The sequence below is a fragment of the Corynebacterium sputi DSM 45148 genome (assembly GCF_000427865.1).
GTDB lineage: Bacteria > Actinomycetota > Actinomycetes > Mycobacteriales > Mycobacteriaceae > Corynebacterium > Corynebacterium sputi.
Genome location: NZ_ATYV01000013.1, coordinates 21,752 through 40,977 on the forward strand (window position 1 = coordinate 21,752; position 19,226 = coordinate 40,977).

Sequence of the window (19,226 nt, forward strand, 5' to 3'; positions counted from 1 at the left end):
TTTTCTTGTGACACTCATTAAGTTAGGACAACTCCGGAGAAACCTCCTTGACCTGGATCAATTACCCACACACCTCCGACCTGACGAGGTGGAGCAGAAGAGCATGCCACGTGGCCTGTCAACGCCAGGAACCCACCAGCACCGCACGGTGCTGGTGGGTTCCTAGCGTGGAGACGACGTGGCGTCGATCACGCTCCTTCCCGGGTACTCGGATAGGGGGTGTTTAGTAGGCCGAGGGTTTGGCGGTACAGCCGGCGTCCATGAGAGGGCCGGTGCGAGTGCTCAGCCATTCCCGGATCGGGTGGCGGCCGTGTGGGTCGGGCGCCGCAAGGGAGGGGAACAGGGCGAGGTCGTCATCTACGCGTCGCTGGTAGGCGTCACGGGTCTCCTTGAGATGTCCTAGGTGGATAGTGTCGTCCTGGCCCGCAGGACGGCTCACGCGGTACAACGCCGCCACACTGTGATAGGCGGGAGTAGCCGTTGCGTATGGCACCCTGGATGTCGCCTGTATTCAGGGCTCGAGTTCTTGCGAGAAGATTCGGTCCCTGTCGTTCACGGGTCGGTGTGGGCATCAGGACAGCGCGGCTCCCACTTCGGAAAGATGGTCCAGTCGCTAATGATCGTGGGCGTTGACAATGGCGTTGACCTTGGCATCCACAGCCTCCAGTGTGCTCAAGTCTAGGCGGGCAGTGTCGGTGTCCACGCCGTGCCCCTTCATCAGGAAGTCCAGCTTCGGGTGCAGCTGGGCGAGGGTATCGTTCGCCATGCGGGAGGGGTCACCGCCGTGGGCGGCGCATAACGCGTTCGCCTTGGCGTGCAGTGAGGAGACGGATTCGAGGTCCAGATCCGACTCGTCGAAGTTCTCGACCCCGTGGTCCTTGAGCAGGAAGTTCATCTTCTCGTGGAGACTGGCAAAGGTCACTTCGGCCATGGTGGTGTCCTTTCATGATGACGATCAGGTGTTTTCTGTGACACTCATTAAGTTATGAACAATCCGGAGAAAGTACCTTGATCCGCATCAAGTACCCGCAAAGTGAGATCTGGATCGCAAAAAGACTGTGGTGCTCGTAGCCCGGGGCACAGATGGCCCGCCGGCACTTTCTGGTGCGGGCGGGCTTGTGGGGTCGGGAGTGCGTCAGATCGCCGACGGCTTGGCGGCGTAACCGACCTCGGCTACCGCGGTGACCAGGTCACGTACGGAGACCTTCTGTGGGTCGTGGGTGACCAGGATGCGTCCGGAGGAGAACTTCACCTCCGCATTCTCCACGCCGTCCAAACCATTCAGCTTGTTTTCGATCTTGGCGACACAGCTCGGACAGGTGAACTCATCAGAGCGCAAGGTGGTGTTCTTCAGCGTGGCCGGGGCGGTCATCGTAACCAGGTCCTTTCATCTTTTATCGTCATGTTCCTGTGCTTGCACCTTTAAAGATACGGTCCTTTCCGGGTTAATTCCTTGACCTGGATCAAACAACGACAAATCTCTCCTACCAGGAAATTGTCCTGGAAAAGAGAGAGGGATGTGGGCGTTTAGAGGCCGGCGACCAGGTCGGCCAGGGCCTGGTGGTTGGTAATGGCGATCCATTCGCGGCCGGAGTCGATGACACCGGTTTTCTTCATCCGCGCCATTGCCCGGGAGGCGGACTCGACGGTGGTGCCGGCCATGCCGGCCACGTCGTCGCGGCGCAGGCGGACCTGCAGCAGGCTGGATCCGTCTTGTCGGATTTGCCCGAGCTTGGCGTCCAGGTGTTGGAGGGCAGCGGCCACGCGCTGCTCGACAGTCGAGGTGGCCTGGGCGGTTTCACGCTCCCGGGACCGGGCCAACTGATCCTGCTGCATCCGTATGATCGCCAACGCCAGTTGCGGGTAGGCGTCCACGACCTCGGCCAGGGCCTCGGCGGGCAGGTAGAGCGCACAGGTGGTCTCGATCGCCCAGGCAGAGTCAGTGGCTGGGGAGCTATGGGTGTGCAGCGGGCCGATGACATCCCCGGGGGCGGCGATGTCGACGGTGATTTCGCGGCCATCGATGGTGTCCCGGGTGATCCGGGCCCGACCGGAGGCGACCATATAGCTGCCCTGAGCCTGCTCGCCGGCTAGGAGGATGGGATCACCCGCGGCCCAGGCCCAGGAGGTCAGATGCTGGTCGAGTTCCCTGTGCTGCTGTGGGCCTAGTTCCTTGGTCAGCGGGGAACGGGCCATGACCTGCATGTGCACGTCCAGGGAGCACTGGTGGGGTTGGGCGCAGTTGTGACGGACGGGATTGCGGGCCATAAGCCCCATGCTATCGGGCCCGGAGAGCAATGACCGCGGAAGCGGAGGAACAAAAGCCTCCGACACAACCGACAGCCGCACCCCCTCACCACTAGCTTGCCAAGGGGTGGGCAATGGAGGTGATGTCGGTGACGGTCCTGATGAGCTCGCCCACAGATACTTGTTGTAGGTCATGGGCCACCACGAGATGGCCGGGCGGTACTACCACTTCGACGGAGGCCACCCCCTCCAGGTCACTGAGTGTGGTCTAGGCGGTGGCCAGGCAACTCGGGCAGAAAAACCCCGATGTGGACACGGTGGTGTGCTTGAGGATGGGAGTGGTCATGACAGTAAGGCCCTTTCATCGGAGGCACATGGAATGGGTGCATAGTAATGAAAATACGGCCATATCCGGAGTAATTCCTTAACCTGGATCAAACAACCGGAAAAGGGTCCCGACCGGCGGGAGCAGCTGCGCATGACGGTGCGGGTCGCGGCATACTGGGTTCGCGTCGACCTTCCCGGAAAGGGCCACGTCCCCTTTTCCTCTTACTGTCACATGCAGTAGTTTTTATGTTTGACCATAGAAACATGAAGCAAGGATCTGCCATGAACCGATTCGCCGCCCTCCTCGCTGTCTGTGCGCCCACCCTGGCCGGGTGCACCACCTCGTCTCGATGTCAGTGACCGAAACCAAGCGCTGACCGCTATCCTGCGCATCGGCCCGCCCACGGAGGATCCCTACCACTGACACGTCAGAGTCCACTTCTTTACGTACTGCGCTAACTTCTCGGGCCATCAGGGAAGGCGCATGAACAAAAACATCGTCTCCTCACCATTCGATGCTTCCCAGACCGGCTCCGAAAGGTTGTTTATATGCACAAAATATCGATCGAGGCCCTCGCCCGCAAGCAACTTAAAGAGGCCGTCATCGCCCCTAGTGCTCGTGCCGCCGATACCGTCTTCGGCGGGCACGAAAAAATTCTGCGGCAGACCGTCGTCGGGATACGTCAGGGTGCCGAGCTCGGAGAGCGCGACAATCACGATGAATCCACGATTTATGTCCTACAAGGGCGTGTCCGACTCAGGACGGGCGATGAGACCTGGATAGGTCGCAGCGGTGATCTGTTGATCGTGCCGCGATCTCGGCACAGCCTCGAGGCAATCGAGGACTCCGCTGTTTTGATCACCATTGCCAAACTGAAGCAATAAGAAAGATAGGGACTTCCCCTGGGGTGTTTGAGCCCGCCGAGGGTCCGTCTTCCGCGGCGAGACCATGGACCGGCACCGTTCGATCACCGGCCTCCTGTCCCTGATGTTTGTACCAGCATGCGACGGTGGGTGCTGTTGCAAACTCGCGTTCTCGACGAAAACGGCGGATCCGGTACCAGCGTTGTGCTGCACACTAACAAATAGTTAGTTATCTGGAATTCCTGTTTGCAACAGCACCTCCGAGAATCACCACGATGATGAGAAATCCTATGAGCGCATCCACTGTGACTCCTTATTTGAACCAATAGTTGTGTCCTGTGTCACTGAGCATGACCGGGCTAACTTTTGTGGACAATAGAAAATTCCGGATAGACTATTGCGCCATGCGCATAGATAGCTTCGTTACGGTGGACCGCCTGAGGGCAGCTATTTCCCTGGGAGACACCCTCAGTTTCACTGAATCCGCGCGCGACCTGCACTTATCACAGTCGTCGCTAAGCCGGCGAATCTCAGACCTAGAGAAGGTCCTGAAGGTGAAGCTTTTCGATCGCACCACGCGCTCGGTCGAGCCGACCCTGCCTGGGAAGGAGATGCTGGTGCTCATGCGACGCACTCTGCAGATGTTCGACCAGGGAGTGGCACAGATGCGCCGACAGGCGGCCGGGGAATCCGGCACCGTGACGGTCAGTTGCCTGCCATCGATCGCCGCAAGTTACCTGCCGAATTTCATCAGGGATTTCGTCGACAAGTATCCAGATGTCCGCGTTGAAATCCGCGACGCGCTCAAGGCCCAGGTTGTTGACCTCGTGCGCGGTGGGGAAGTGGACTTCGGCATCACCGCGACTACTCACCTCGAGCCTGATCTAACCTACGAGCGGATCGGCGCGGATAAGTTCTATTGCGCCCTGCCGCCTGAGCACCCTCTGGCTGAGCGCGAAAGCATCGATTGGAGCATGCTCAGCGGGGAGCGACTCATCATGTTCTCGTCCTTCACCAGCATCTCCCGACCGGTGGAACTGTCTCTAGAGAAGGCCGGGATTGTGACGGAGAAGATGATGGTGGGACACAATGTCGGCACCGTGGCGGGGTTAGTCGCTTCCGGCCTGGGAGTCACCGCTGTCCCGGAGCTGGTCAAACCACTCATGGAATTCGCCAGGCTCTCGTTCGTACCGCTCACTCCGACGATCGAGCGGGATATCTTCATCATCCGACGCAAGGGCGAGGAACCGTCGGCGGCGGTCGAAAACTTCATCCGCCCGCTGCGCCAAGCCACGGATCCATGGCTAGACACCTAGTACCCCGCTTCGTTGGGAAAAAAATAACGAAACCCCAGGTCGCGCTCTTGGGAGAGCTACGAACTGGGGTATCGGGCAGGTGGCGGGGACGTCACAAGCCGGCCGAAACTATGGTGACTACTTCTTCACCACGATGTTCACCATCTTGCCGGGCACAACGATGACCTTCGCCACGGTGCCCTCAGAGGTGTACGCCACCACGCGCTCATCGGCGAGGGCGGTGGACTCGACCAAGGCCTTGTCCGCGTCAGCGGCGACCTGAATGCGGGCACGAACCTTGCCGTTGACCTGCACCGGGTACTCGACGCTGTCGTCGACGAGCCACTTCTCCTCGAGCTGCGGCCACGGGCCGGCAGCCAGCACATTCTCCTGACCCAGACGCGACCACAGTTCCTCGGCGATGTGCGGTGCCACCGGGCCGAGCATGAGCACCAGCGGTTCGACAGCGGCACGCGGTGCCTGGGAAGAGCCGTAGCGCTTCGTCAGGTAGTTGACGTACTCGATGAGCTTGGCGATTGCGGTGTTGTCCCGAAGGTTCGCGTAATCATCGGTGACGCCGGCGATGGTGCGGTGGAGGGATTTGAGGTCGGCGTCGTCAAGCGAGGTGTCTGAGACACCCAACTCGCCGGTTACCTGGTCCACGACCAGGCGCCATGTGCGCTGAAGGAAGCGCTGGGAGCCGACCAGGTCCTTCGTCGCCCACGGGCGGGAAGTGTCCAGCGGGCCCATCGACATCTCGTAGACGCGCAGGGTGTCGGCGCCGTAGTTGTCGCAGACCTCGTCCGGGGAGACGGAGTTCTTCAGGGACTTGCCCATCTTTCCGTACTCCTGGAAGACCTCCTCCTCACCGAGGTAGAACTTGCCGTCGCGCTCGACAACCTCTTCGGCCGGCACGTAGACACCACGGGAGTCGGTGTAGGCGAAGGCCTGGATGTAGCCCTGGTTGAAGAGGCGTCGATACGGCTCGACAGAGGTGACATGACCGAGGTCGAAGAGCACCTTGTGCCAGAAGCGGGAGTACAGCAGGTGCAGCACCGCGTGCTCCACGCCGCCCACGTACAGGTCGACTCCGCCCGGATCATTCTCGCCGTGGATAGCCGGCTTCGGGCCGGTCCAGTAGCGCTCGTTCTCCAGATCGCAGAACTCGTCAGCGTTAGTCGGATCGATGTAGCGGAGCTGGTACCAGGAGGAACCTGCCCAGTTCGGCATGACGTTGGTGTCGCGGCGGTACTTCTTCTTGCCATCGCCGAGGTCGAGCTCCACGTTCACCCAGTCGGTGGCCTTGGACAGCGGAGCCTGCGGCTCGGTGTCGGCGTCATCCGGATCGAAGGTGACCGGCTTGTAGTCCTCGACCTCCGGCAGCGCCACCGGCAGCATGGATTCCGGCAGCGGGTGCGCCACGTCGTTCTCGTCGTAGACCACCGGGAACGGCTCGCCCCAGTAACGCTGGCGAGCGAAGAGCCAGTCGCGCAGCTTGTACTGCGTGGTGCCCTTGCCCAAGCCGCGCTCTTCCAGCCAGGCAATGACGGTGGCCTTGGCCTCGTCGACCGGCAGACCGTCCAGGAGCAGGTCGTCATCGTTCTGGGAGTTCACAGCAACGCCGTCGCCGGTGAACGGCTCAGCGTCAATGTCACCGGTGTAGCCGGCAGCGGTGTCGCCGACCACTGCGACGATCGGCAGCTGGAAGGCGGAAGCGAACTCGTGGTCACGGGAGTCGTGGCCCGGCACGGCCATGATGGCACCGGTGCCGTAGCCAGCCAGGACGTAATCAGCGATGAAGACGGGCACGAGGTGACCGTTGACCGGGTTGATCGCGTAGGAACCGGTGAAGACACCGGTCTTCTCCTTGTCTTCCTGGCGCTCCAGTTCGGACTTCTGCGAAGTGGTGAAGCGGTAGGACTCCACGGCCTCACGCGGGGTGGCAGCGCCACCGGTCCACTTCTGCGGAATTTCAGCGGGCCATTCCTCAGCGATAAGCTGATCGACCAGCTCAACCTCCGGTGCCAGCACCATGTACGTCGCACCGAAGAGGGTGTCCGGGCGGGTGGTGAACACCTCAATCGGGTGCTCGGTGCCGTCCGGGCCCTGACCGGCGAAGGTCACCTCGGCGCCACGGGAGCGGCCGATCCAGTTGCGCTGCATGGTCTTGACCTTCTCCGGCCAATCCAGCAGCTCCAGGTCATCAGCCAGGCGATCCGAGTACTCGGTAATGCGCATCATCCACTGGCCGAGGCGCTTGCGGAAGACCGGGAAATTGCCGCGCTCAGAGCGGCCGTCGGCGGTGACCTCTTCATTGGAGAGCACCGTGCCAAGACCCGGGCACCAGTTCACCGTCGAGTTGGAGCGGTACACCAGGCGGCGGGATTCCAGAGCGCTCTCGCGCTCAACGCCATCCAGGTCAGCCCAGGAACGTCCGGCGAATTCCTCAGGGAGGGCTACGGAGCCGTCCGAGTAGGCGTCGGTAAGCGAAGAGATCGGCTTGGCCTTATCTTCGCGCTCGTCGAACCAGGAGTTGAAGATCTGCAGGAAGATCCACTGGGTCCACTTGTAGTACTCCGGGTCAGTGGTGGCGAAGGCACGACGCTTGTCGTGGCCCAGACCGAGCCGGCCGAGCTGGCGACCCATGTTCTCGATGTTCGCCTCAGTGGTGGTGCGCGGGTGGGCACCCGTCTGCACGGCGTACTGTTCGGCGGGCAGACCGAAGGCGTCATAACCCAGGGTGTGCAGCACGTTCTTGCCCTGCATCCGGTGGAAACGCGCGAAGACGTCCGTCGCGATGTAGCCGAGCGGGTGGCCAACATGCAGACCCGCGCCCGAGGGGTAAGGGAACATGTCCTGCACGAAGAGCTTGTTCTCTGGAAGGTCTGCGCCCTCGGCCGGAGCCAGGTCGCCGACCGGGTTCGGGGCGCTGAAGGTGCCCGCCTCGTCCCAGTGCTTCTGCCACTTCGCCTCAACCGAGGCAGCTACCTCAGGGGTGTAGTTGTGATTCGCCTCGCCGCCAGGCGTGTTCCCGCTAGTCGTCATGGGTACACAGTGTAACGGGCCGCATTTGGTGGGACGCGGTCACCGGCCGGGGGCACGCCGATTCACCACGGGGACCTCCCTTTCTGCCGTTCGCAGGGAGCGCAGTATGGTGTTCTCCATGATCGCCATCCCCCTTGTCCTGCTGCTTTTCTCCGCAGCTATCGCCGTGGTGGCGGGCCTGGCCTGGTCCGCCAAGCTCCCCGGCAACAATTGGATTGGAATCCGCGCCCCGGAGGCCCGGAAATCCAAGGAGAACTGGGACATCACCCACCGTGTTGCTGGCCCTCCGTGGGCCGTGGCTGCGGTGGCGTTCCTTGGTTCCGCCGCCCTGTCGTACGTCGCTATCGAGCCGGGCACGTCCGGTTGGATGTGGCTGTGGGTCGCGGTAGCGGCTCTGGGTGGCCTCGCGATGCTCGGCGTCGGTGGCGCCATGGGCTCGCACACGATCGCGCTTTACGACGCAAAGATCCGCGCCGCCGAAGAAGCCGCCAACGACGGCGGTTGCTGCTCCTCCGGTGGTTCCGCTGAGACTGCCAGCCCGGCGGCCCCCGCGAGCGCCGGAGGCATCTGCGGCGATGGTGCGACCTGTGGCACCTGTGGTGGGTGTGGGACTGAGGAGACGGGGGCGCAAGGAAGCGAATCTTCTTCGACCGCACCCGCAGTCGACCTAGACGCCATCCAGCGGGCAGCAACCCGCGCCGACGGCACCTCCTAGAGAAACGAGATATCCAAGAGTGTGGCAGAGACTGCGGAAGTGGCGCCCGGATCCACTGATCGTCCTGATCATCGTCGCTCTGATCCTGGGACTGGTGCTTCCCGCCCGCGGTGAATTCGCCGAGGGTTTTGATGTCGCGACGAAGATCGCGATCGCATTCCTCTTCTTCCTCTACGGCGTTCGCCTGAGCCCCCGCGAGGCAATCGACGGTGTGCGGCATTGGAAGCTGCACCTGACGATCATGCTCATCACCTTCGTGATGTTCCCCATCATCGGCCTGCTGATGAAGCCGACCGAGTGGTTCCTCGGCACCGGCCTGTACATGGGCATTTTGTTCATGTGTTTGGTGCCGTCGACCGTGCAGTCGTCGGTGAACTTCACGTCGATCGCCAAGGGCAACGTTGCCGGAGCAGTGGTGGCGGCGTCCGCTTCGAACCTTATGGGCATCTTCCTGACGCCTCTTCTCGTCATGGCCCTCATGACCCGCGACGGCGAACTGCACGTCGACGGCTCAGTATTCTTCAGCATCTCTCTGCAGCTGCTGCTGCCGTTCCTCATCGGTCAGTTCACTAGGCGCTGGACCTACAAGTTCGCTGCTTCGCCGATCACGAAGAACGTGGACCGTATCTCCATCGCGATGGTCGTCTATGCGGCGTTCTCCCAAGGCATGGTCGACGGAATCTGGGCCGCGGTGCCTGCCTCGAGCATCATCTTCCTGTGTGTGTTCTCCGTAGTCCTGGTGTGGCTGCTGCTGAAGATCACCGGAGTGATCGGCAAAACACTGCACTTCAACCGCGCGGACCGAATCACCATCATGTTCGCCGGTTCCAAGAAGTCTCTGGCCACCGGCCTGCCAATGGCTGCGGTCATCTTCGCGGGCAATGCCGGTGAGATCATTCTGCCGCTGATGATCTTCCACCAGATCCAGCTCATGATGTGCGCGTGGTACGCAGCGAAGTGGGGCAAGGAATACGAAGAGGGCGAGAAGTCCTCGGTGTAGCCGACCACAGCATGACCTTGCGGTGGCCCTCGTGATGAGAGGCCCCAGGGTTACTTGGAGGTGGTCCTGCGCAGATCACGGAACGCGATCGCGGTCATGATCAGCACTGCCGCCCATGCGGCCACGAGGACAATTCCGGTGAAGTAGGACGGCTCCACGGCGAACGCACCGATAGCCACCAGCGACACCTGACCGGGAACCACTCCGAGGGCACTGCCCACGAGGAAGTTCCGCTGCGTCACACCGAACGCGCCGGCGCCATAATTAACCGGCCAGTACGGCAGTCCGGGCATGACCCGGAGGAAGTAGACGGCCGCAACCCCAGAGCGTTCAAGTTGCTTCTCGACGGTCTCAGCATGCCTCCCCATCAACGTCGACGCAGTGGTCCGCCCAAGTCCCCTCGCCAACCAGTAGGCCGCCCAACTGCCTAGCAGGGCACCGGCAACTGAGAGAAGACTTCCTTCCACCACGCCAAAGAGGACTCCTCCGGCAACGGCCATGATCGTCACCGGAATAGGCGTCACCGCCACCACGGCGTAAATCAGGATAAAGATGACAAACGCGGCGCTGCCCCATCGATCAAGCTGCTGCTGCAGTTCCTCCACCGAGGGCAGGCTGACGTTGAACGCCAGCCACAGCATCCCCAGCAATACGACGATCAGTGCACCATTGCGCAGCGCCGAACTCCACGGAATGTTCCCCATCTTCAGGGAGCTACCGGATGTCTCCTCAGTCTCTGCGTCAGTCGCGGATTCTGAGGGAGAGGCTGGGTTCGGGTCGTCAGTCACGGCCGTCATCGTACGGCAGGGTCATTTCATTCCCGGTAATACCCCGGCGGGCACGAGTTTTCCGCAAATCGACAATCCAACGAGCACTGGAGGGCCAACCCGGCCTGTGGCGCATCACGCCACTGAGGTGAGAAGCTGGAGAACATGACCGAACCGATGAATCCCGTTTCCCCCGCCGACCGTGATGCGGCAATCAGGTCGTTCTGGACTTGGTGGAACTCCGAGGGCGCTGAGGCCTTGGACCAGTTGTTCGTCGGCGGCGGTGAATTGGACGTGCAGGCTGAGATCGGCCCGCGCGTCGCCGCCGTCGATCCGCGACTCACGTGGGGGTTCGGTCCGGGCGGTGACTACTCCCGCCATCTGTTCACAGTGACCGCTGGAGGAGACCCCGAGCTGCGCCCGACCGCACGGCGTTTCCTGCTCGGCGCTCCCGAGGACGGCGAAACCTGGTCGTTCAGCGATCTGCGTCGGGCGGACCCGTCCGCGTCGATCACGTGGGCTGGCCAGACCCTTGAGCCTTCCGACGCCTCCGTCGAGATCATGCGCGGCAGCACCACCGTCGGCGTACGTCTGCACCACCCGTACTTCGCCGAGATCCTCGCCGAGGTCGAAGACCTTCCTGAGGATGACCAGGACCGTGTCGAGGCCGCCGAGCACGCCGTCACCGAGATCGGTTTCATGTTACTGCAGATGGCACTGGGGGAGGAGGCCTTCGGTCTCTGGATCAGCCAGGTCGTCTTCGCCAAGGATCTTCCGGAAGAAGCGGTACCGCTGTCGGAGCTCCCGGAAGTCGTCGCAGATGTCGCCGACACCTGCCCGACTTGGTACGGCATGGAGGGCGTCAATTCAGACCGTCCAGTGCACGTGACCGCTCGCGGACCGTTGTCCCCGCTGGTTGATCCAATTCTGACCCGCCACATCGTGGTCCAGCTTCTCTTCACCGACGTCGATGATGAAGGTCTGCCCGGCAAGGAGTCGACTGAGTCTCTCGATCGCATCGGGCGTGCGATGGCTGAGTCCCAGCAGGAAGATGGCGTCTTCGTCGGCGCTGAGACTTCTGATGGTGTGCGCCTGCTGCACTTCTACGTCGACCCAGAGTCTGATGCCGAGCAGCGCCTTCTCGACCTAACCTCTACCTGGACGGAAGGTGAGGTCGCGACCGATTCCGAGGATGATCCGGCCTGGCTGCGCGTCAGTCACCTGCGTGCGTAGGTTTGCGGCACTTTTCGCTGTCAGTCCCGGTCACACGACCACGTTGATCAGCACCATGTAGAACGCGGTCCCGGCCAGCACCGACAGCGCGGGACTGCGCCGCCACAGGTGGAGTCCCACGGTAAACAGCAGCGCGACCGGTGCCGGCCACCACACTCCGGCGCTCTCGTCGATCCGGCTGACCATCGTGTACACCACCAGCGCCACCATGACTCCGACGGGCATGGTCCGCCCGAGCATCCTGATGAATTCACTGCCACGCATCCGGTCGGCGAACGCGAACGGCAGCCACCTCAGCAGAACTGTGACTCCGCCGATGATGAGCAGCATCGCCATGACATAAGGGAAAGACGGTGCTGCCTCTGGCAGCCCCCAGGCCCCAGGTGCGTTTCCTTCCGCGAGGTAGGAGGTCATTTCTGCTCTCCTTCAGATACGAGCTCGCTTATCGACGTCATCTTCTTCCGATCACCCTCCGACACCCACGTCAGAGCCTTATCCAGCCTGGGAGACCAGACTCGAGCAACCAGAGTCAGGAAGAAAAGCGAGAGTCCGATCACCAGCATCCGTTGCGGCGAAATGGCCCATCCAATCATCGTGCAGATAAAGGCAACGATCGGAAGTGACCAATCGCGGTTCGACTGGAAAGCGTCGATTCCTAGAACGACGAACAGTGCAGTGAGTGCGAACTCCATGCCCTGAAGCCCGTCCGGCATCGCAGAGCCTGCGAGGGCCCCGACGATTCCCGACAGCACCCAACTGAGCTGACAGAAGATCTGGGCGGTCAACACACTGCCGCCGGTATGTCCGCGCTCGTTCGGGGCGATGGCGTATGCCTCGTCGATGGTCGCGTACGTCGAGTACGCCCGCGCCATCTTGCCCTTGATCCCCTTCGGCGAGATCAAATGACGTGGAAACGTCAGTCCATAAAAGATGTGCCGAAAGTTCACCATGAACGCGGTGAGCCCGGCGCCAACCAGACCGGTGTTGGCCATGATGAGGCCGATCGCCAGAAACTCCATGGACCCGGCGAAGATCACGATTGACAGGACCGGAGCCCACCACCAGGCGAATCCGGTCTGGGTCACCAACGCACCGAAAGCCAAACCGAGGGGTACCAGTCCTAGGCCAACGGTCCACGACACGGAGATGCCGTGCCGTATCTCATCTTTGACGCTCATACGAGCAGGTTAAAGCACGCTCCTGACGGACAATCCAAGAGAGGGCTTCCGTATCCAGAAATAGGGCCCCAATGGAAATTCGCGGCGATCACTGCTTTAGGCAGCATTGTTGAAAACACCCATTTCCCGAGAATCACCAGTGGATCAGTTGTGCGACGGATCGAGATCCTTAAAATACCGAGCGACCGGCCAGCGCTGAAAGCCCGCTGACTCGTACACCGCCCGAGCAGGCGCATGACCGGAGTCGTCACCGGTTTCCACCATCACCATGCGCATTCCGGCGCCGCGTATCCGAGAGAAGGAGACCTCCATGAGCGCCCGTCCGGTTCCTTGACCTTGGAAATCTGGGTGCACCGCCAAGACATAGATCTCACCCATGTCGTCTTCCGGATGGAATTTCGTACAGACCCATCCCACAGGTGTGTCGTCGTCGAGGGCGACATCAATGTTCTGCGAGTCCTCGTCAAGAACCTCGGCGAGATCCCGGAACTGACGTTCGCGCCAGCCGTCGGGATAGAAAGACTCACAGACAAATGCTGGAGCCTCATCGAGCAGGGGCGGGAACACCGGCTCCCAGGCTTTGATCGACAAGGCCAACACGTCGGCGCGGTATTCAGGTGTGTAACTAACGATGTGAATCATGGAGTTGCTTCCTTAGGGGCTCAGAGAGTGGCTCTTTGAGCGGAACCTCGCATTTGCCCGTTAGCTAACCAAGCCATGACAATAAAGCAGATGGCCACGGATGCAGAGTTCATTGACTGCATCGCTCATCATCTGCTATTTCACGAGAACCGCAGTTAGATTTGGCCCCGGACTCGGGTGCTGACGAAGCAACTGATCATGGGTGGACTCTAACAGCGCGATCCCACACCAACCGCAGCATCGTTCAGATAGCCGCGGCCCCTGTATAGGCTTCTAGTTCTCCCGCGGATCCGCCGGGTACGTCGCGTACAGCGGAAGCGGCCACGGCTGACGGCGCATCACGTCGCCCCAGACGTCTGAGCCGGCGGTGGCGAGGACGTCGGAAGGCAAAGCAGGGGCGACGTACCAGTCGCCGCGGTCGATCTCGTCCTGGAGCTGGCCGGGCTCCCAGCCGGCGTATCCGGCGAAGAGGCGAGCTCCAGAGAGCAGCCCCTCAAAGTGCTCCGGGTCGACGCTGATGTTCACGATGGAGAAGCGATTCGCGAGCTTCTGGAACAGCGGCTCACCGTCTGCGAGGGGGTTCGGATCCTCAGAGATCTCCGCTCCAACAGCAGCAACGCCGAGGCAGATCGGCTGGGTCTGGTTCACCGGGCCGCCGACGTAGATGACCGGGGGAGAGGTCATCATCTTTGCCCAGGGCTCCAGGACGTTGTGAACCGGTGTTTCGGACCTGGTGGTCAGGTCCACGCCAAGAGTGCCCTGCTCATCGTGCTCGACGATGAAGACCACGGTGCGGGCGAACTCCGGGGAGCCCATTCCCGGCGCGGCGACCAGGAGCATGCCGGCTTCCGGGTCGACCTTCTCCAGGGAGGTGAAGAGTCGGTCGCCAAAGAGGTCGTTGTCGCGCGGGTTCATGTCACTCATTATTGTCGTCCTCTTGTTCGTGCCACCACTTCTTGAGCTCCAGGATCGCGTCGTCGCGTTCCATTGGGCCTTGGTCGAGGCGTAGTTCCTTCATGTGTTTCCAGGCTTGGCCGACGACGGGGCCGGCAGGGAGGTCGAGGATCTGCATGATGTCGTTGCCGTCGAGATCCGGGCGGACTGCGGCGAGGTCTTCCTTCGCGGCGATCTCGTCGATGCGGGTCTCCAGGTCATCGATGGCGCGTGCGAGGCGGGCGGCCTTGCGCTTGTTCCTGGTGGTGCAGTCGGCGCGCACGATCTTGTTGAGCTGCGGCAGCAGATCACCGGCGTCGTTGACGTAACGGCGGACAGCAGAGTCGGTCCACTTTCCTTCGCCATAGCCGTGGAAGCGCATGTGGAGGTAGACCAGTTCGTAGATCTGCTCGACGGTCTTCTTTGGGTACTTGAGCTTCCGGAAACGTCGGCGGACCTTCTTCGCCCCGACCACCTCGTGGTGGTGGAACGTGACGGCGCCGTTCTCCTTGAATTCGCGGGTCTCCGGCTTACCGCAGTCGTGCAGCAGTGCGGCCCAACGCAGGACAATGTCCGGCTCCCCGGGCTCCTCCTGCTCGATCGCCTGGCGCATTACCTGCAGAGAGTGCTGGTAGACGTCTTTGTGCTGGCGATGCTCGTCCTGCGTCATCTTCATGTCGGGGATCTCCGGCATGATGTGTGCGGCGAGGCCGGTCTCCACCATCAGGTCGATGCCCGCGGCGGGGTCCTGCCCGGCGATCATCTTGTTCAGTTCGGCCTGGACGCGCTCAGCGGTAATGCGGTTGATCTCGTCATTCATCCGGGTCATCGCATCAAGCACTCGCTCGGAGACAGCGAATCCGAGCTGGGAGGTGAACCGGCATGCTCGGAGCATTCGCAGCGGGTCGTCGCCGAAGCTGACCTCAGCCGGTCCCGGGGTGTCCAGGATGCCGGCGACGATGTCATCGAAACCATTGAGCGGATCGACGAAGATCCGGGAGCCATCGGCGAGCAACTGCACGGCAATGGCGTTGCAGCGGAAGTCCCGGCGGACCAAGTCCCCTTCCAGGGTGTCGCCGAAGGTGACCTCTGGGTTGCGGCTGACCTGGTCATACTCATCCGAGCGGAATGTGGTGATCTCGATCTGGCGACCGTTCTTTTCCGCGGAGAGGGTTCCGAACGCCAAGCCTGTGTCCCACACCACCGGGGCCCACGAATCCAGGATGTCTTTGACCACCTCTGGCCGAGCGTCAGTGGTGAAGTCCAGGTCCACCCCCAACTTCCCCATGAGCGCGTCCCGGACGGAACCGCCGACCAGGTAGAGATCATGGCCCCCCGCCGAAAACTCGGCAGCAAGGGAAACTAGCAGGTCAGACTCGGAACCGATCGCCTGATCCGCGACCGCGAGCATGGCAGTACGGCGGACGTCGGAACCGGGTTCGGGAATCGGCGCAATCACCCACGACACGATACCCTCCATGGCGATCAGGGCAGCTAAGCTACTGGGGATGAACGATAGCCAGCGCGAAACAGGGCAGGCGGAGCCCCAGCGGCGCCGCCGACGTCGGTCGCGCCGCCGCAAGGGAGCGCCGGGAACCGCCGCATCCGGCGACGGTGCGAACGGCACCGGGCAGCAGAACAACTCCCCGAAGAGCCAGCAGAAGAAGAACCCGGATTCCCGGAACAACCAATCGGCACCGAAGTCCCCACAGTCACAGGCTGCGGGGACGAAGTCTGTGGGTGAGGGGACGGGGACGTCGGGAAGCAAAAACTCCGACGGCAACGCCGGCGGTGGCTCTTCTACCAGCGGGTCCTCCAGGCGTCGCCGCAGGCGGCGGCAAGGACCGAAGCAGAACGCCGGCGCTCAGAACAACAACAAGGAAAAACAGACCTCCCAGGAGTCCGGCACGGACAAGCAGTCCGGGCAGGGCTCCAACAAGAACCAGAAGCAGGGCGCCAAGCAGGGGCAGAAGCAGGGCAACCGAAACCGTCGTGGCCGAGGGAAGGGCCAGCAGAACCGGCCGAACCGCCGGGCACCGCAGCGTCAGCCGCAGAAGTCGCAGATGCGCACCTCGGTGGAGACCTCCGCTGGCGGTCTCGTCGTGTCCGGGCTCCCAGAAGCTGTGCGTCCGGACGGCACCGTTGATATGTCCCGCATCTACGTCGCCCTCATCGGCCGCCTAGATCGTCGCGGACGTCTGCTGTGGTCGATGCCGAAGGGCCACGTGGAACCGGGGGAGCAGCACGACTCCACCGCCGAGCGCGAGGTCTGGGAAGAAACCGGCATCCACGGCGGGGTCATCACTGACCTCGGCGTGATCGACTACTGGTTCGTCTCTGATGGCGTGCGGATCCACAAGACCGTGTACCACCACCTGCTGCGTTACCTTGACGGTGACCTCAATGACGAGGACCCGGAGGTGACTGAGGTGCAGTGGGTGCCGGTAGTGGGCCTGGTGGAACGACTGGCGTACGCCGACGAGCGCAAACTCGCCCGGCGCGCCCATGACTTGCTGCCCGAACTCGCCCGCGCGGAGTACGAGGCGGGGAGGCGGACACCTCGATGATCCGGCGGTGGGTTGCGGCGTGCCTGAGTGGCGCCATGGTGCTCGCGGGCATTCCAGTGGCGTCCGCTCAGGGCGTCCAGCCGTTCCCGGTGTCGCCGACATCGCCTGAGGTGGAGCAGGTTTGGTTCGGTTCGGATTCTCGCACTGGCACCTCTAACGGTCCGCTAGACTTGCAATTGGATTCGATTGCGCCGCGGGTGGCTGATGCCTCTGAGACGGTGACGATCAACGTCACGCTCACCAACCGCACCAGTGACACCATCTCGGATCTGTCGCTGCGCACCCAGCGGTCGGAGGCGCTCCCGTCGTCTGCGCAGGCATCGTTGGCGATGGCCGAGCCGGAGACCACCTACAGCACGGTCACGCAGTTCTCGGACCCGGTGACGCTTGGGCCGCGGGCCTCCACCACAGTCCCGATTACGGTGCCGCTGCAGGCGCCGGCCCCTGAAGGTCTGTCCATCACTTCCGGTGGCGTGTACCCGATTTTGGTGAACGCCAATGGTTCCGCAGGTCATGGGATCCTCCGCCAATTGGCAGAGACCCGCACCCTACTTCCGGTCCGTGGTGGGGAAGAGCAAGAGCCGCTTGACGACGCCTCCGACCTCACCCTCCCCCCAACCGACCAACCGGACGCAACCATTGACGACGAGGAAGCTGCGCCCAGGCCGCTGTCGATGGTCTGGCCGATCACCGAGCCAGTGCCAGTCGTCCCCGGTGAGACCGGCGACGCCCCAGAGTCACCGGAGCTCATTCTCTCGAATAATTCTCTGTCGGAGTCCATGTCCGAGGGCGGTCGGCTGAACCGGACGGTTACCTCGTTGGCTGAAGCCTTAGACGGCCCTGGCGGCCAGGAACTGGGCTTCTCCACGTGTATCGCGATTGACCCAGAGCTAGTTCTTGCGGCAAAGCGCATGAGCAGCGGTTACTTGATCGGTGGCGAGCGCTCGGACCCGACGTCGACCGGCGTGCGCCTTCGCGACTCATGGACCCACAATGACGGCATCGATGCTGAGCCGGCTTCCTCTGAGGACTCCGCAGCCGCCGGGGCATGGTTGAACTCACTGCGCGACCTCACTGAGGGCCAGTGTGTGATCTCCATGCCGTGGGCCAATGCCTCCGCATCCGGCGTCGCCTCACTTGGTGATCCTGACCTGACGAGTATCTGGCTCAGTGGTGATTCGTATCTGCGCGACATCTTGGACGTCGAGCCGGTCGAGTCAGTGCTGCTGCCGCCGGAGGGACAGTTGAGTGCTCGGTCCGTCGACACACTTGCGGGCACTGGGACGACCACGGCGTTGGTGGCCTCCACATCTGTCACGGCTCAGTCTCAGATCCAGCCCGGCGCGGCGGTGGAGCTGCCGCACAACCTGCGAGCAGTCACCACTCCGACTGATCTCTCCACCACCCTGGCGGCAACCGGATCCGATCCGTCGGTGGCCGGCTACTCGCGGGAGCTCGGGCGGCACCGGCTAGACATCGACTCGTCTGTCGCACGCATGCAGACCGCGGTTGGAACACTTCATAGCGAACTGGACGATGGCGGCGATGGCGCGTTGTTCATAATTCCCCCGGGCGACTGGTCCGTGGACGAGGCAGATATCAACGAGTGGTTCGGCGCTGTCCTCCAGACGTTCGCCGATGGCAGGGCGGCCCCTACCGCTTTCGCCGACGCAATCGGTCCGATCGCCGATGCGGCTTCCGCCGGCCCCGGAAACGTGTCCACCTCTGTCACCGACCCCGGTGAAGTCACCGCCTCAGAGATCGGCCGTGCGACTCAGCAAGCGCGGTACACCTCCGAGCTCACTGGCCTGATGGTCGAAGAACCGGACATCGCGCTGACTCCCGCCGGATTCACCCTCCCCATCAATCGGGACATCCTGCGCTCAATCTCCGTCTTCGGCAGGAACAACGCCGAGGAATACGACTCCGCCGTAGCCCGCGCCCGGCAGATCCAGGAACACACCGGCTCGATGATCCAGGGCCTGCGCGAATCGGTCCGGCTAATCACCCCGGGATCGCGATACACCCGTGCGACGGGAGCCTCTCCTGTGGCCGTCGTCGCCGGAAATGGACTGCCATTGCCGGTCGACGCGACTGTGGTTCTTGACGGTGATGACATGAGCAGCCCCCTGCACGAACCCACCCGGATTCCTGCCCGCGGCTCTTTGACTCTGCAGTTGTACCCCGATGTCGACCAAGCAGACAGCCGTCGATCTGATCTTCAGGTTCGACTGGAAACCCCTGACGGACGGGCGATCTCAGCCCCGGTGGCAATCACCGTGCAGTCCGGCCTCGGCTCCGGGCTTTTCTTCGTGCTCACCGCCCTGTTCCTTCTCGGTGCCGGGATTTTCGCTCGCAGGCGTTGGCAGAAACTGTCCCAGAACGCTCCACGAACCCGTAACTGATTCACAGC

At 62.4% G+C, this 19,226-nt stretch carries 18 protein-coding genes; 7 read left to right on the forward strand and 11 right to left on the reverse strand.

All coding sequences use genetic code 11. The features are described 5' to 3' along the window. Positions 1-223: 223 nt before the first annotated feature. The 4 genes from YWU_RS18175 to YWU_RS0108085 form a co-directional block, all read right to left on the reverse strand. Entirely contained in the window at positions 224-439 is a 216-nt protein-coding gene (locus YWU_RS18175) for a hypothetical protein (protein WP_156892765.1), read from the reverse strand. 174 nt (positions 440-613) lie between these two features. After that, positions 614-931: a hypothetical protein gene (locus tag YWU_RS0108075; protein ID WP_003862060.1), complete on the reverse strand. Its 318-nt coding sequence runs from the start codon at positions 929-931 to the stop codon at positions 614-616. Between the two features lie 204 nt (positions 932-1,135). Further along, positions 1,136-1,372 (reverse strand): heavy-metal-associated domain-containing protein, encoded by a 237-nt coding sequence (locus YWU_RS0108080; RefSeq protein ID WP_027020081.1) that lies wholly within the window; start codon positions 1,370-1,372, stop codon positions 1,136-1,138. 155 nt (positions 1,373-1,527) lie between these two features. After that, positions 1,528-2,268, reverse strand: coding sequence for a Crp/Fnr family transcriptional regulator (locus tag YWU_RS0108085; RefSeq protein WP_027020082.1), 741 nt, complete (start codon positions 2,266-2,268; stop codon positions 1,528-1,530). Positions 2,269-3,123: 855 nt separating this feature from the next. Between YWU_RS0108085 and YWU_RS0108090 the strand changes: the two genes are divergently transcribed. Both YWU_RS0108090 and YWU_RS15865 read left to right on the forward strand, forming a co-directional pair. After that, positions 3,124-3,459: a cupin domain-containing protein gene (locus YWU_RS0108090; protein WP_027020083.1), complete on the forward strand. Its 336-nt coding sequence runs from the start codon at positions 3,124-3,126 to the stop codon at positions 3,457-3,459. A gap of 383 nt (positions 3,460-3,842) precedes the next feature. Next, positions 3,843-4,754, forward strand: a complete 912-nt coding sequence (locus YWU_RS15865; RefSeq protein WP_051260174.1) for a LysR family transcriptional regulator — start codon at positions 3,843-3,845, stop codon at positions 4,752-4,754. A 117-nt stretch (positions 4,755-4,871) separates the two neighbouring features. Here the strand turns inward: YWU_RS15865 and leuS are convergent, their stop codons facing one another. Further along, complete coding sequence (leuS, locus tag YWU_RS0108100) at positions 4,872-7,778, reverse strand: leucine--tRNA ligase (protein WP_027020084.1); 2,907 nt, start codon at positions 7,776-7,778, stop codon at positions 4,872-4,874. A gap of 118 nt (positions 7,779-7,896) precedes the next feature. On the opposite strand from leuS, the gene YWU_RS0108105 reads away from it, so the two are divergent. Together YWU_RS0108105 and YWU_RS0108110 are read left to right on the forward strand one after the other, a co-directional pair. Next, positions 7,897-8,493 (forward strand): SdpI family protein, encoded by a 597-nt coding sequence (locus YWU_RS0108105; RefSeq protein ID WP_027020085.1) that lies wholly within the window; start codon positions 7,897-7,899, stop codon positions 8,491-8,493. Between the two features lie 19 nt (positions 8,494-8,512). After that, positions 8,513-9,493 carry a bile acid:sodium symporter family protein gene (locus YWU_RS0108110; RefSeq protein WP_027020086.1) on the forward strand — a complete coding sequence of 327 codons (981 nt, stop codon included), beginning with the start codon at positions 8,513-8,515 and terminating at the stop codon, positions 9,491-9,493. Between the two features lie 50 nt (positions 9,494-9,543). Here YWU_RS0108110 and YWU_RS0108115 read toward each other — a convergent pair whose 3' ends face one another. Continuing rightward, positions 9,544-10,281 (reverse strand): TVP38/TMEM64 family protein, encoded by a 738-nt coding sequence (locus tag YWU_RS0108115; protein WP_205618310.1) that lies wholly within the window; start codon positions 10,279-10,281, stop codon positions 9,544-9,546. A 144-nt stretch (positions 10,282-10,425) separates the two neighbouring features. Between YWU_RS0108115 and YWU_RS0108120 the strand changes: the two genes are divergently transcribed. Beyond that, complete coding sequence (locus YWU_RS0108120) at positions 10,426-11,493, forward strand: DUF695 domain-containing protein (RefSeq protein WP_034647503.1); 1,068 nt, start codon at positions 10,426-10,428, stop codon at positions 11,491-11,493. 30 nt (positions 11,494-11,523) lie between these two features. On the opposite strand, the gene YWU_RS0108125 is transcribed toward YWU_RS0108120, so the two are convergent. The 5 genes from YWU_RS0108125 to YWU_RS0108145 form a co-directional block, all read right to left on the reverse strand. Further along, positions 11,524-11,907: a branched-chain amino acid transporter permease gene (locus YWU_RS0108125; protein WP_084141971.1), complete on the reverse strand. Its 384-nt coding sequence runs from the start codon at positions 11,905-11,907 to the stop codon at positions 11,524-11,526. Continuing rightward, positions 11,904-12,671: an AzlC family ABC transporter permease gene (locus YWU_RS15870; protein ID WP_051260175.1), complete on the reverse strand. Its 768-nt coding sequence runs from the start codon at positions 12,669-12,671 to the stop codon at positions 11,904-11,906. The genes YWU_RS0108125 and YWU_RS15870 overlap by 4 nt, the downstream gene beginning before the upstream one ends. 144 nt (positions 12,672-12,815) lie before the next feature. Then, positions 12,816-13,313, reverse strand: a complete 498-nt coding sequence (locus YWU_RS0108135) for a GNAT family N-acetyltransferase (RefSeq protein ID WP_027020090.1) — start codon at positions 13,311-13,313, stop codon at positions 12,816-12,818. Positions 13,314-13,586: 273 nt separating this feature from the next. After that, positions 13,587-14,237 (reverse strand): YqgE/AlgH family protein, encoded by a 651-nt coding sequence (locus YWU_RS0108140; RefSeq protein WP_027020091.1) that lies wholly within the window; start codon positions 14,235-14,237, stop codon positions 13,587-13,589. After that, positions 14,230-15,657, reverse strand: a complete 1,428-nt coding sequence (locus YWU_RS0108145; protein ID WP_034647526.1) for a CCA tRNA nucleotidyltransferase — start codon at positions 15,655-15,657, stop codon at positions 14,230-14,232. Before YWU_RS0108145 ends, YWU_RS0108140 begins: the two co-directional genes overlap by 8 nt. Before the next feature lie 97 nt (positions 15,658-15,754). Here YWU_RS0108145 and YWU_RS0108150 point away from each other — a divergent pair, with 97 nt between their 5' ends. Then, positions 15,755-16,813: an NUDIX hydrolase gene (locus tag YWU_RS0108150; RefSeq protein WP_027020093.1), complete on the forward strand. Its 1,059-nt coding sequence runs from the start codon at positions 15,755-15,757 to the stop codon at positions 16,811-16,813. Beyond that, on the forward strand, positions 16,810-19,218 hold the full coding sequence (locus YWU_RS0108155) for a DUF6049 family protein (protein WP_156892767.1): 2,409 nt from the start codon (positions 16,810-16,812) through the stop codon (positions 19,216-19,218). Before YWU_RS0108150 ends, YWU_RS0108155 begins: the two co-directional genes overlap by 4 nt. Positions 19,219-19,226 lie beyond the last annotated feature (8 nt).